The 12,978-nt window shown below is 72.5% G+C and carries 10 protein-coding genes and 1 pseudogene; 4 read left to right on the forward strand and 7 right to left on the reverse strand.

Features of this window, described 5'->3' with window-relative positions; translation table 11 throughout:
- Positions 1 to 61: 61 nt before the first annotated feature.
- The 3 genes from mfd to IE180_RS23180 form a co-directional block, all read right to left on the reverse strand.
- Positions 62 to 3,592, reverse strand: coding sequence for a transcription-repair coupling factor (mfd, locus tag IE180_RS23170; RefSeq protein ID WP_190158865.1), 3,531 nt, complete (start codon positions 3,590 to 3,592; stop codon positions 62 to 64).
- Between the two features lie 254 nt (positions 3,593 to 3,846).
- Positions 3,847 to 6,429: an ABC transporter permease gene (locus tag IE180_RS23175; protein WP_190158866.1), complete on the reverse strand. Its 2,583-nt coding sequence runs from the start codon at positions 6,427 to 6,429 to the stop codon at positions 3,847 to 3,849.
- Positions 6,426 to 7,214: an ABC transporter ATP-binding protein gene (locus tag IE180_RS23180; RefSeq protein WP_190158867.1), complete on the reverse strand. Its 789-nt coding sequence runs from the start codon at positions 7,212 to 7,214 to the stop codon at positions 6,426 to 6,428. Before IE180_RS23180 ends, IE180_RS23175 begins: the two co-directional genes overlap by 4 nt.
- 192 nt (positions 7,215 to 7,406) lie before the next feature.
- On the opposite strand from IE180_RS23180, the gene IE180_RS23185 reads away from it, so the two are divergent.
- From IE180_RS23185 to IE180_RS23195, 3 genes are all read left to right on the forward strand, one after another.
- Positions 7,407 to 8,954 (forward strand): MFS transporter, encoded by a 1,548-nt coding sequence (locus tag IE180_RS23185; RefSeq protein ID WP_190158868.1) that lies wholly within the window; start codon positions 7,407 to 7,409, stop codon positions 8,952 to 8,954.
- A 134-nt stretch (positions 8,955 to 9,088) separates the two neighbouring features.
- Entirely contained in the window at positions 9,089 to 9,577 is a 489-nt protein-coding gene (locus IE180_RS23190; protein WP_190158869.1) for a MarR family winged helix-turn-helix transcriptional regulator, read from the forward strand.
- Complete coding sequence (locus IE180_RS23195; RefSeq protein WP_190158870.1) at positions 9,574 to 10,020, forward strand: MarR family winged helix-turn-helix transcriptional regulator; 447 nt, start codon at positions 9,574 to 9,576, stop codon at positions 10,018 to 10,020. Before IE180_RS23190 ends, IE180_RS23195 begins: the two co-directional genes overlap by 4 nt.
- 79 nt (positions 10,021 to 10,099) lie before the next feature.
- Here IE180_RS23195 and IE180_RS23200 read toward each other — a convergent pair whose 3' ends face one another.
- Together IE180_RS23200 and IE180_RS23205 are read right to left on the reverse strand one after the other, a co-directional pair.
- The gene (locus tag IE180_RS23200; RefSeq protein WP_190158871.1) at positions 10,100 to 10,288 is read right to left on the reverse strand and encodes a DUF397 domain-containing protein; all 189 of its coding nucleotides are present in this window, start codon (positions 10,286 to 10,288) and stop codon (positions 10,100 to 10,102) included.
- The gene (locus tag IE180_RS23205) at positions 10,285 to 11,133 is read right to left on the reverse strand and encodes a helix-turn-helix domain-containing protein (protein ID WP_229860777.1); all 849 of its coding nucleotides are present in this window, start codon (positions 11,131 to 11,133) and stop codon (positions 10,285 to 10,287) included. The genes IE180_RS23200 and IE180_RS23205 overlap by 4 nt, the downstream gene beginning before the upstream one ends.
- Positions 11,134 to 11,236: 103 nt before the next feature.
- Between IE180_RS23205 and IE180_RS23210 the strand changes: the two are divergent.
- A pseudogene (locus IE180_RS23210) lies at positions 11,237 to 11,710 on the forward strand (ATP-binding protein); the annotation flags it as partial.
- An 18-nt stretch (positions 11,711 to 11,728) separates the two neighbouring features.
- Here the strand turns inward: IE180_RS23210 and IE180_RS23215 are convergent.
- Positions 11,729 to 12,157 (reverse strand): MarR family winged helix-turn-helix transcriptional regulator, encoded by a 429-nt coding sequence (locus IE180_RS23215; protein ID WP_190158872.1) that lies wholly within the window; start codon positions 12,155 to 12,157, stop codon positions 11,729 to 11,731.
- Positions 12,157 to 12,573, reverse strand: a complete 417-nt coding sequence (locus IE180_RS23220; RefSeq protein WP_190158873.1) for an SRPBCC family protein — start codon at positions 12,571 to 12,573, stop codon at positions 12,157 to 12,159. Before IE180_RS23220 ends, IE180_RS23215 begins: the two co-directional genes overlap by 1 nt.
- Positions 12,574 to 12,978: the final 405 nt, after the last annotated feature.

The raw sequence follows: 12,978 nt of genomic DNA on the forward strand, positions 1-12,978 counted from the left end.
CGGCACCCCGGGGGTGCCGCCGCAGGCCTCGACCCGCCGCAGGCCTCGGCCGCCGCAGGCCTCAGCCGCCGAGGATCGTCGTCAGGAACTCGCCCGTCCACGCGAGGAGTTCCCGGCCCACCACCGGCTTCCCGCCGATCTTGCCGGCCGTCGGGCGCGGCACCAGGATCTGGTGGACGGCCGGCTTGACGACCGACTTCGGGTGGAGGCGCTTGAGCCGCAGCTCCTGCGACTCGCGCAACTCCACCGGAGCGAAGCGGATGTTGGAACCCTGGAGGACGATCTCGCCCACCCCGCAGGCACGCGCCAGCATCCGCAGCCCCGCCACGAGGAGCAGGTTCTCCACCGGCTCGGGCAGCTTGCCGTACCGGTCGGTGAGCTCCTCGCGCACGGCCCTGATGTCCTCCTCCGAGTTCGCCGAGGCGATCGCGCGGTACGCCTGGAGCCGCAGCCGCTCCCCCGGCGCGTAGTCGTGCGGCACGTGGGCGTCGACCGGCAGCTCGATCTTCACCTCCAGCGGGACCTCCTCCTCCGCCCCGCCCTCCATCTGCGCCCGGTAGTCCGCGACCGCCTCGCCGACCATCCGCACGTACAGGTCGAAACCGACGCCCGCGATGTGACCGGACTGCTCGCCGCCGAGCAGGTTGCCGGCGCCGCGGATCTCCAGGTCCTTCATGGCGACGTACATGCCGGCGCCCATCTCGGTGTGCTGGGCGATCGTCGCGAGCCGCTCGTGCGCGGTCTCCGTGAGCGGCTTCTCCGGCGGGTACAGGAAGTACGCGTATCCCCGCTCGCGGCCACGGCCGACCCGGCCGCGCAGCTGGTGGAGCTGCGACAACCCGAAGTTGTCGCCGCGCTCGACGATCAGGGTGTTGGCGTTGGAGATGTCGATGCCGGACTCGACGATCGTCGTCGAGACGAGCACGTCGAACTTCTTCTCCCAGAAGTCGACCACGACCTGCTCCAGGGCCTGCTCCGACATCTGGCCGTGGGCCGTCGCGATCCTCGCCTCCGGGACGATCTCGCGCAGCCGCGCCGCCGCCCGGTCGATCGAGTCCACCCGGTTGTGGATGTAGAAGACCTGGCCCTCGCGCAGGAGTTCGCGCCGGATCGCGGCGCCGATCTGCTTCTCCTCGTACGGCCCGACGAAGGTGAGGACCGGGTGCCGCTCCTCCGGCGGGGTCGTGATCGTCGACATCTCGCGGATGCCCGTCACCGCCATCTCCAGCGTGCGCGGGATCGGGGTGGCCGACATCGTCAGCACGTCGACGTTGGCCCGGAGCTTCTTCAGCTGCTCCTTGTGCTCGACGCCGAACCGCTGCTCCTCGTCGACGATGACCAGACCCAGGTCCTTGAACTTCGTCTCGGAGGAGAAGAGGCGGTGGGTGCCGATGACGACGTCGACCGAACCCTCCCGCAGCCCCTCCATCGTCGCCTTCGACTCGCTCTCCGACTGGAACCGGGACAGCGCCCGCACCTTCACCGGGAACTGCGAGTACCGCTCGCTGAAGGTGCCGAAGTGCTGCTGCACCAGCAGCGTCGTCGGCACGAGCACCGCGACCTGCTTGCCGTCCTGGACCGCCTTGAAGGCCGCCCGCACCGCGATCTCCGTCTTGCCGTAACCGACGTCGCCGCAGATCAGACGGTCCATGGGGACGGTCTTCTCCATGTCCTCCTTCACCTCGGCGATGGTGGACAGCTGGTCGGGCGTCTCCACGTACGGGAAGGCGTCCTCCAGCTCCCGCTGCCACGGGGTGTCCGGGCCGAAGGCGTGGCCGGGCGCCGCCATGCGCGCCGAGTACAGCTTGATCAGATCGGCCGCGATCTCCTTGACGGCCTTCTTCGCCCGCTGCTTCGTCTTCGTCCAGTCCGCGCCGCCGAGCCGGTGCAGGGTCGGCGCCTCGCCGCCCACGTACTTGGTGACCTGCTCCAGCTGGTCGGTCGGGATGTACAGCCGGTCGCCGGGCTGGCCGCGCTTCGCGGGCGCGTACTCGACGAGGAGGTACTCGCGGGTCGCGCCCTGCACGGTCCGCTGCACCATCTCCAGGTAGCGGCCGACGCCGTGCTGCTCGTGCACGATGTAGTCGCCGACCTCCAGGGTCAGCGGATCGATCGTCTTGCGGCGCTTGGCGGGCATCCGCTGGCCGTCCTTGCCGGCCGCCTTCTGCCCCGACAGGTCGGTCTCCGTGAGCACCGCGAGCTTGAGCCCCGGGTCGACGAAGCCGTAGTCGATGGAGCCGCACGCCACGTGCACCACGGACGGCGAGATCTCCGCGAGGTCCGCGTCGAGGCGGGCGGCGATGCCCTCGCCGCCGAGGACCTCGACCGTACGGGACGCCGGACCGTGCGCCTCCGTCACGTACACCGTCCGCCAGCCGTCGGCCAGCCAGCCCTTCGTGTCGGCCAGCGCGCGGGCGGTGTCGCCCCGGTACGACTCGGGGGCGTGCATGCCGAGGGTGAGCGCGTCGGCGCCCTCGTCGACGTCCGCCGCGAACGGCGACACCGACCACCAGGCCATGCCCAGCTCGGCGGCCCGGTCCCGCACGTCCGCGATCCCCCACAGCGAGGCCGCGCCCACGTCGATCGGGGCCTCGCCGCCGCCGGCGGTGGCGGCCCAGGAGGCCTGGAGGAACTCCTGGCTGGTGGCGACCAGGTCCGCCGCCCGGGTCCGCACCCGCTCGGGATCGCAGACCACGGCCATCGACCCCTCGGGCAGCACGTCGAGCAGCAGCTCCATGTCGTCGACGAGGACCGGCGCGAGGGACTCCATGCCCTCCACCGCGATCCCCTCGGCGATCTTGCCCAGCAGCTCGCCCAGCTCGGGATGCTCGGCGGCCAGCGCCGCGGCCCTCTCCCGCACCTCCTCCGTCAGCAGCAGCTCACGGCAGGGCGGCGCCCACAGCCCGTGCTCGGCCACCTCCAGGGACCGCTGGTCGGCGACCTTGAAGTACCGGATCTCCTCGACGTCGTCGCCCCAGAACTCGATCCGGAGCGGGTGCTCCTCGGTCGGCGGGAAGACGTCCAGGATGCCGCCGCGCACCGCGAACTCTCCGCGCTTCTCGACGAGCTCGACGCGGGAGTACGCGGCGGCGGCGAGCCCCTCGACGACGGCGTTCAGGTCGGCGCTCTGCCCGCTGCGGAGCGCCACCGGCTCCAGATCCCCCAGCCCCTTGACCTGCGGCTGGAGCACGGACCGGATGGGCGCGACGACGACGGAGACGGGCCCGGCGGCCGGGTCGTCCTCGCGCGGGTGCGCGAGGCGCCGCAGCACGGCCAGGCGGCGCCCGACGGTGTCGGAACGGGGAGACAACCGCTCGTGCGGCAGGGTCTCCCAGGAGGGGTACTCGACGACCCTGTCCGGATCGAGCAGGGAGCGCAGCGCGGCGGCGAGGTCCTCGGCCTCCCGGCCGGTCGCGGTCACCGCGAGCACCGGCCGCCCCGAGTCCCGGGCGAGCGCCGCCACCGCGAACGGCCGCGCGGCCGCCGGACCGACCAGGTCCACGTGCGGGCGGTTCCCGTCGGCGGCGGCCTTCACCGCCTCGGCGAGGGCGGCGTCCTTGACGACGACATCGAGCAGACCGTGCAGGCTCATGAAGCTTCCATCCCGGGTTCGGACGACGGGGGCGGGCAACGCGAACAGCCCGACACGTCACACGGGCCGGGTGGTCCCGGGCGCGTACGGCCCGGTCGCCCCCAGCCTACGACGCCCCTCGGACACCCGCGCCCGCCACACCCCGGCGGGGGCGGCACCCCCGCCGCGCGGGCCGCGCCCCGCCGCACGCACGGGCCGCGCCCCGGCGGACGCGGCCCGCGCCGGAGCGCGGCCCGCAACGGGTCCCGGCGGAGCTACTCGCTCGCGATCGCCCCCAGTACGTTCATCCGCCCCGCCCGGAACGCCGGGACCAACGCCGCCAGGAGCCCCACGAACGCCGAGCCGACGAAGACCGTCACGATCGTCGGCCAGGGGATCTCCAGGACGCCGAGGCCTTCCAGGGCGAGGAGCTTCTGGGCCGCCGTGCCCCAGCCCATGCCCAGGCCGAGGCCGAGGAGCGCGCCGAAGAGGGCGATGACCACCGACTCCAGACGGATCATGCGGCGCAGCTGCCGGCGGGAGAGGCCGATGGCCCGCATGAGGCCGATCTCGCGGGTCCGCTCGACCACCGAGAGCGCCAGGGTGTTCACGACGCCGAGGACGGCGACGACGATCGCCAGGGCGAGGAGCCCGTACACGATGTTGAGCAGCTGCCCGACCTGGTTCTGCAGCTCCTCCTTGTAGTCGGCCTGGTTGCTGACCTTGTACTGCGGGTACGGCGCGAGCGCGTCCTTGAGGGCCTCGTACGCGGCGGTCTCCTGGCCGTCCTTCGCGCCGGCCAGGACGAGCAGGCTGTTCGGCACCCGATCGGCGGGCAGGTGGCGGGCGGCGGTGGAGACGTTCGTGTACATCGCGCCCTTGTCGACCTGGCCGGTGTCGGCCGTGATCGCCGCGACCCTCAGCTTCGCCGTGTCGCCGCCCGTGAAGGCGACGGTGAGGACGTCGCCGACCTTGACGCCGTGTTCGGCGGCGTAGTCGCTGCCGACGGACATGGCGTCCTCGCCGTACGCGTCGGCGAGGGTGCCGGCGGTGGTCTCGCGCCGCAGGTCCCTCACGTACGTCGGGTCGGTGGCGGCCAGGCCGGACTTCGTGGTCCTCCCGCGCGGGTCGGTGACCTTCGCGTCGACCCACTTGTACGCGGTGACGTGGTCCAGGCCGGGCGTCTTCTCCAGGGCGGCCTGGGCCTGCGGCACGATCGGCTGTCCCGTGGCGGACCGCACGATGAAGTCGGCGCCGACGGAGCGGTCCAGTTCCTCGGTGGCCGAGGCCACCATCGAGGAGCCGACCACCGACAGCCCGGCGACGAGCGCGAGTCCGATCATCAGGGCGGCGGCGGTGGCGCCGGTGCGGCGCGGGTTGCGCAGCGCGTTGCGCTCGGCCATGCGGCCGACGGGGCCGAAGGCCCGCAGGACGACGACGCCGAGGGCGCGGACGACCCCGCCGGCGAGGAGCGGGCCGACGACGACGAAGCCGAGGAGGGAGAGGACGACGCCGAGGCCGAGCCAGAGGGAGCCGGGGCCGGCCTCGGCGGCGCGGGCCGCCATGACCAGGGCGGCCGCTCCGGCGCCGGTGAGGACGGTCCCGGTCACGCCCCGCGCCCGTCCCGCCCTGCCGTCGGCGGGGGTGCCCGCGTCGCGGAGGGCGGCCATCGGGGAGACCTTCCCGGCGCGGCGGGCCGGAACGTACGCGGCGAGGACGGTGACGACGATGCCGAGGGCGAGGCCGACGGCCGGCGTCGTCCACGCCACGGTGAGGTCGCGGGTGGAGAGCTCCATGCCCATCCGGGACATGATCTTCATGAGTCCGACGGCGAGGCCGACGCCCGCGGCGACACCGGCGACGGAGCCGACGAGGCCGAGGAGGAGCGCCTCGACGAGGACGGAACGGTTCACCTGCTCGCGGCCGGCGCCGATGGCCCGCATGAGGCCGATCTCGCGGGTCCGCTGGGCGACCAGCATGGAGAAGGTGTTGACGATGAGGAAGATGCCGACGAGGAAGGCGATCCCGGCGAAGCCGAGCATGGCGTACTTCATGACGTCGAGGAAGCCGGCGATGTCCTCGCGGCCCGCGTCGGCGACCTCGGCCGAGGTCTGGAGCTTGTAGTGCCGGGCGTCGGCGCCGAGCGCGGCGGCCACGTCCTTCTTGAGGGCGTCGTCGCCGACACCGGGCTCGGCGTCGACCATGACCCGGGTGAACAGGCCTTCCTTGCCGAGGAGTTCGCGCTGTGCGGTGGCGGTGTCGAAGTAGACGACGGTGGCGCCGGGGTTGGTGACCTTGAACTCGACGGTGCCGGAGATCCTCGCGGCGTGGTCGCCGGTGACGGCGATCGTGCGCAGGGTGTCGCCGATCTTCAGGTGGTGCTTCTCGGCGGTGCCGGCGTCGACGACGACGTCGGTGGGCCCGCGCGGCTCGTGGCCGGAGGCCAGTTCCACCGAACGCAGCTCGTACGGGCTCCAGTTGACGGCGATGGTCGGCGCGCCGCCGGTCGGACCGACGTTCTGGTTCCTCGCGTCGACGACGGTCACGCTCAGGGAGGTGACCGAGCCCTGCGCGTCCTTGACGCCCTCGACCTTCCGCACCCGCTCGACGAGGGAGGCGGGGAGGGCCTCGGGGCGGCCGGTCTGCGGCGTCTCGTCGTTCCCCGCCGCGCCCTCGGGGCTGACGGTGACGTCGGAGGCGGTCGACGCGAAGAGCTTGTCGAACGTCGTGTTCATGGTGTCGGTGAAGACGAGCGTCCCACTGACGAAGGCGACGGAGAGCAGGACGGCGACGGCGGAGAGCGCCATGCGGCCCTTGTGCGCGAAGAAGTTGCGCAGCGAGGTCTTGAGGACGGTCACGAGGTCCGCCCGCGCGCGTCGAAGTCCTTCATCCGGTCGAGGACGGCGTCGGCGGTGGGCCGTTCCATCTCGTCCACGATCCGCCCGTCGGCGAGGTAGAGCACCCGGTCCGCGTAGGAGGCGGCGACGGGGTCGTGGGTCACCATGACGATCGTCTGCCCGAGTTCGTCCACGGACGCGCGGAGGAAGCCGAGGACCTCGGCACCGGCCCGCGAGTCGAGGTTTCCGGTCGGCTCGTCACCGAAGATGATCTCGGGCCGGGCGGCGAGCGCGCGGGCCACGGCGACGCGCTGCTGCTGACCGCCGGAGAGCTGGCTCGGCCGGTGCTTGAGGCGCTCGCCGAGCCCGACGGTGTCGACGACCCGCCGCAGCCACTCGGCGTCCGGCTTGCGGCCGGCGATGTCCGTCGGCAGCGTGATGTTCTCCAGGGCGTTCAGGGTGGGCAGCAGGTTGAACGCCTGGAAGATGAAGCCGATCCGGTCCCGGCGCAGCCGGGTGAGCTTCTTGTCCTTGAGGCCGGTGATCTCGGTCTCGTCGAGGAAGATCTGCCCGCTGGTGACGGTGTCGAGCCCGGCGAGGCAGTGCATCAGGGTCGACTTGCCGGAACCCGAGGGCCCCATGATCGCGGTGAACCGACCGCGGGCGATGTCCACGTCGACGGAGTCGAGGGCGACGACCCGGGTCTCCCCCGAGCCGTACGCCTTGACGACCTGCCGCGCCCGCGCCGCGACGGCCGTCCCCTCGCCAGTACCCCCGTGCCTGGGGATGGTCACAGCCGAAGTCACGGATTTCTCCTTGGAGCGATGGGTGGGTTTGTAAGTTCAAGTTAAGGAGCGGGCACGGCGCTTCTCCTCCTCCGCCGGGACGAACGGTCCCTGGGCCGCATGGGGGAGGAGCCCCTAGGGGTTCCCCGCCCCCGGGTGGAGTGAGACCCTGTCCGCGCCCATTTAGGTGTACGAAGAAAGGAAAGGTGCGCGGTGACGGAACCGTCGACGACCCGGGCGGGAGCCGATCCGGCGCCCGCACCCGCCTCCGCCACCGCCGCCGCCGCCGACCGTCGCGGGCCCGTCGTGGCCGCCCTCATGCTCGCCATGGGGCTCGCCGCCCTCGACGGGACGATCGTGTCCACCGCCGTCCCCCAGATCGTCGGCGACCTCGGCGGACTCTCCGTCTTCTCCTGGCTCTTCTCCGGCTACCTGCTCGCCGTCACGGTCACCCTGCCCGTGTACGGCAAGCTCAGCGACACCTTCGGCCGCAAGCCCGTCCTCGTCGCCGGGACCGTCCTCTTCCTCATCGGCTCCCTGCTCTGCGCCGCCGCCTGGAGCATGGCCTCCCTGATCGCCTTCCGCGTCGTCCAGGGCCTCGGCGGCGGCGCCCTCCAGGGCACCGTCCAGACCATCGCCGCCGACCTGTACCCCCTGAAGGAACGCCCCAAGATCCAGGCGAGGCTGTCCTCCGTGTGGGCCGCCTCCTCCGTCGCGGGCCCGGCCCTCGGCGGCCTCCTCGCCGGCTACGCCGACTGGCGCTGGATCTTCCTCGTCAACGTGCCCGTCGGCCTGGTCGCCCTCTGGCTCGTCGGCCGCCACCTGCTGGAACCCGCCCGCACCGCACCCCGCGCACGCGTACGGATCGACTGGGCCGGGGCACTCGCGATCTTCGCCACCGGCGCCGCGCTCATCACCGCGCTCGTCCAGGGCGGCGTCGCCTGGCCCTGGCTCTCCGCCCCGTCCCTCGGCCTCCTCGGCGGGGCCGCCGTCCTCGCCGCCCTGACCGTCGCCGTCGAACGGCGCGCGGCCGAACCGATCATCCCCGGCTGGGTCTGGCGCCGCCGCACGATAGCCGCCGTCAACCTCGCCCTCGGGGCCCTCGGCCTGCTCATGGTCGCCCCGACGGTCTTCCTGCCCACGTACGCGCAGTCCGTCCTCGGCCTCGGCCCGATCGCCGCCGGCTTCGTCCTGTCCTCATGGACCCTGAGCTGGCCCGTCAGCGCCGCGCTCTCGAACCGGGTCTACACCCGCATCGGCTTCCGCCTCACCGCGATCCTGGGCATCTCGCTCGCCCTGCTCCTGCTGCTCGCGTTCCCGTTCCTGCCGTTCCCCGGCGAACCCTGGCAGCCCGCGCTCCTGATGCTGCTCCTCGGCGGGGCCCTGGGCCTCTTCCAACTGCCCCTGATCGTCGGCGTGCAGTCGACCGTCCCGTACGGGGAACGCGGCACCACCACCGCGTCCGTCCTCTTCTGCCGCCAGGTCGGCCAGAGCGTCGGCGCGGCGCTCTTCGGCGCCGTCGCGAACGGCGTCCTGGCCGCCCGCCTCGGCGCCGACACGGACCTCGACTCCCTGGCCCGCTCCCTGGACGCCACCGACGGGACCCGCCGGGCGGTGGACGCGGCGGTGGACTGGGTCTACCTGGGCGCGGCGGCAGCGGCGGCCCTCGCCCTCCTGACCCTCCTGACCGTCGCCCCCCGCCGCTTCCCGGTGCTGAAGGAGGAGGAGCAGGGGGCGCCTCGCCAGGACCCGGCCGACTGAGCAGACGCCCGTCCGCCGGGATCCCGGTCCCGAAGGCCGCCGTCGATTCCGGCCCGCGCCTCGCGCGCCCCCTCCCGCCGCACCCCTCCAGAAAATAGTAGCCATGTACATAGTAGCCATGTACCGTATTCGTCATGAGCTCAGCAGCCGAGAGCGCCACCGCCGGTTTCCTGGTCTGGCGCCTGTCGATGAAGTGGCGGGTGGCCGTCGACCGGGCCCTCGCGCCCCTGGGAATGACCCACGCGCAGTACGCCGTGATGGCCTCGCTGCACGGCATGGCCCGCTCCGGACAGCGGCCCAGCCAGCGGCAGCTCGCCGACCACACGGGGCTCGAAGCGCTCTACGTGTCCAAGCTGGCCCGCGCCCTGGAGACCTCGGGGCTCGTCGCCCGCACCCGGGACCCTGACGACCCGCGCGCGATGCGACTCGAACTCACGGAGCAGGGCCGGGACGTGACCGGCCGCGCCATCGAGGTCATCCAGTCGCTGCTGGACCAGCTCCTGGAGCCACTGGGTGGACAACACGGCCCGCGCGCGGACCGGTTCACCCGCGAGCTGGCCACCCTGCTCGACGTGCCTCTTGATCCGACCCGCACCGACGAGAACGAGAAGGAGCAGTCATGACCACCACCGCCTGCACCACCGACGGCCGCGTCATCGCCCTCGCCCACCACGCCGCCCGCGCGGTCCTGGAGAGCGTGCTGACCCGACACGACACCACCTTCCAGCAGAGCGTGACCCTCAAGGCCGTCTCCCTGGCGGGCGGCTCCGTCACCCCGGACCGTCTCGTCACCGACGTCGTCCACTCGTTGAAGACCGAGGAGCCGGCCGTACGGGAGGTAGTCGACGGGCTGACGGCGGCGCGCCTGCTGGAGACGGACCCGGCCGACGCGTCCCGGCTCCGCCTCACGCCCGCCGGACAGGAACTGCTCGACACCACGACCGCCGAGACCGCCGGGATCACCGCCCGCCTCTACGCCGGCATCCCCGCCGAGGACCTGGCCGTCGCGGGCCGCGTCCTGACCCTGGTCACCGAGCGCGCGAACGCGGAACTGGCGCGCGCCTGACGCACCACCGCCCGACCGGAGGGCCCTGCTCGTCCGACGCGGACGAGCAGGGCCCTGCCGCGTACAACGGCGGGCTGTACTACTCCGCCGAGGCGAGCCCGACGAACCCGGCCCACGCCTCGCGCGAGACCCGCAGGCCCGGCCGGGCCACGTCCTTGGAGTCCCGGATGTGGACGGTTCCCGCGCCGGTGGCGACCTCGATGCACTGGCCGCCCTCACCACCGCTGTAGCTGCTCTTGAACCAGGCGAGGGATTCCGTGCTGTTCATAGCTCTCCCAACAACTTCTCGATGAACTCCAGTGACTCCCGCGGGGTGAGAGCCTGCGACCGGATGATCCCATAGCGGGCAGCAGCGAGAACGGCCTGCTTGGGGTCGGTCTCCAGGGCACTGGTGCCCTGGACTTCGGTGTAGACGAACCTCTTCCCGTCCTCACGGGTGACGACGGTGAACGGTCCGTCCCCACCCGCGTTCTCCGCACAGTCGAGCGGCATGACCTGGAGCTCAACGTTTCTCCTCTGACCGATGAGGAGAAGCTGTTCCAACTGCCCGCGCAGCACCTCTCTGCCGCCGAACTTCCGCCGCAGCACCGATTCGCACATGACGAAGCTCAGCAGCGGCGCAGGCCGCCGTTCAAAGATGTCCTGCCGGGCGATACGAGCGGTGACTCGCTGTTCAATGGTTTCCGCGTCGAGCGGCGGACGTCGGTTGCCCACCGTCGTCCGCATGTAGTCCTCGGTCTGCAGCAAGCCGTTGACCACCAAGGTGTCGTACGCGAGCAGTTCTATCGACTGCTTCTCCAGCTGCGCCATCCCCTGGAAGAACGCCGGGTACTGCGCCCGCTCCAACTGGTCCTTCCAGACCGTCAGCAGCCCACCCGCCTCCAGCACCTCGTCCGCCCGGTCGATCGCCCTCGGTGGCGGGATCCTGCGGCCCTGTTCGAACGAGGCGATCGTCGACGCGGAGTAGCCCAGCCGCTTGCCCAGCTCCTCCCGTTCCATCTTCGCCCGCAGCCGCAGGGTCTTCAGGCTCTGCCCGAACGCCGCCACCACGCCCTGGCCGGACTTGTCCGCCGCCGCGGGCTCCGGAACCCCGTTCGCCTGCTCTTCCGTCACCGCGCCCCACCCCTCGTACCGGCACCGACTCCCCGCGTACAAGACCGTCGCGTCAGTGCGTCACCACTGGTCACGCTACGCCACCAAGAGGAGCGTGGGAGGCATGACGAGCAACAACGACAGCACCACCGGCACCACCCAACCCGTGGGTGTCTCCCCTTACTTGAGCAGCCGGATCTTCACCCTGCGGTTCACCTCGACCGCCCGGGGCGCCCGGCTCGCCCGGCGGCTGGTCGCCGTCCGGCTGGACGAGTGGGGCGTGCCGTACGGGACGGAGGCGCACGAGACCGTCGTGCTGGTCGCGGCCGAACTGGCGGCGAACGCGGTGCGGCACGGGCACGTGCCGGGGCGGGACTTCCAGTTGCTCCTGCGGGTCGCGGACGGGCCCCGGCCGGTGGCGCGGGTCGAGGTGAGCGACACGCGGGCGGAGCGCGTGCCGCCCCGGCCCGGCCGCCTTCCGGAGCGGGGGCTAGCGGAAGGGGGCCGGGGGCTGCTGCTCGTCGAGGCGCTCGCCGACCGGTGGGGGTGGTGTCCGAGGCTCCGGGCGCCGGGGAAGACGGTGTGGGCGGAGTGCGCCCTCGCCCGGGGGGCCGGTTCAGGGTTCGGGGTGGGCCAGGCGGCCCAGCAGGGCGATCGCCTCCTCGACGGGCACCGGCTGGAAGAACTCCGCGTCGACGCGTTCGACCGCCGCGATCGCGCGGGGGGCCAGGGCGGCGCCGGCGCCGGTGACGCGCAGTCGCTTGGCGCGGGTGTCCGCCGGGTCGACCTCGCGCTCGACGAGTCCCTTCTGTTCCAGGGTGCGCAGGACCTGGGAGGTCATCTTGACGTCGGTGCCGGCCTGGCGGGCGAGGGCGAGCTGGTTGGGGTGCTCGCCCCGGGTGTTGAGCCACCAGGCGCAGGCGAGCAGGACGAACTGCACGTGGGTGAGGCCGAGGGGGGCCAGGGCGGCGGCGATGTCGCGCTGCCAGCGCAGCGTGGCGTGCCAGAGGAGGAATCCGGGGCTCCGGCCGGTGTCGAGGGCCATCAGCGCCGGGCCAGTTCGATCAGCGCGGCCATGGTGTCGGGCCAGTCGGCGGTGATGCCCGGGCCGATCTGCGGGCCGGCCTCGTCGGCGCCGGCGCCGGTGATCTCCATGCGGTAGACCACCCGCACGCGGTCCCGGCCGACCGGGTCGATCCGGTGGAGGGTGCGCAGCAGCAGATCGCCGAAGCGGGCCTCGTCGACGAAGAGTTCACCCTCGACGACCTCGGCGACGCGCAGTTCCACCGGGTCGTCCCCGGGCGGTGTCATCGTGATCCGCGCGCCCTTCTCGAACGGGCCGTCGATCTCGATCTTCTCGATCTCGGCGTTCCAGGCGCCCCAGTTCTCGACGTCGGCCCAGAGCCGCCAGATCGCCTCGGGGGTGGCGGTGGTCTCTACGCCGTGCTCGTACTTCCACATGCGGGCCTCCTCGACCAGATGATGTGTCCATAGATTATCTCTGCAAAGACTAAATGTCGAGCATCCCGCGCCTCCGCGCCGCCCCCCACGACGGCACCACCGCGAGCAGCTCGCCGATCGCGCCCGCCCGCGGCGCCGTCCGCGCCCCCGCACACCGCCCCACGAGCCCGCCCGCCAGGGCTCCCAGCCCCGCACCACGAAGCGGAAGGTCGCCGTCATCCGGGCGAGGAGCAGGGCCCGGCCGGGGTCCTCGCCCTGCAGACCGGGCTCGGCCCGGGTGCGGTCCCGCAGCACCTCGTGGCGCTGCGGGACGCCGGCCTGGCGACCCCGCACCGCCACCGATGCGAGGTGGACCACCGGGCGAGCGAACTCGGCCGGACGCTGCCCGGGCGGACCTCCCGGGGG

This window comes from Streptomyces litmocidini, assembly GCF_014649755.1.
GTDB classification, from domain to species: domain Bacteria; phylum Actinomycetota; class Actinomycetes; order Streptomycetales; family Streptomycetaceae; genus Streptomyces; species Streptomyces litmocidini.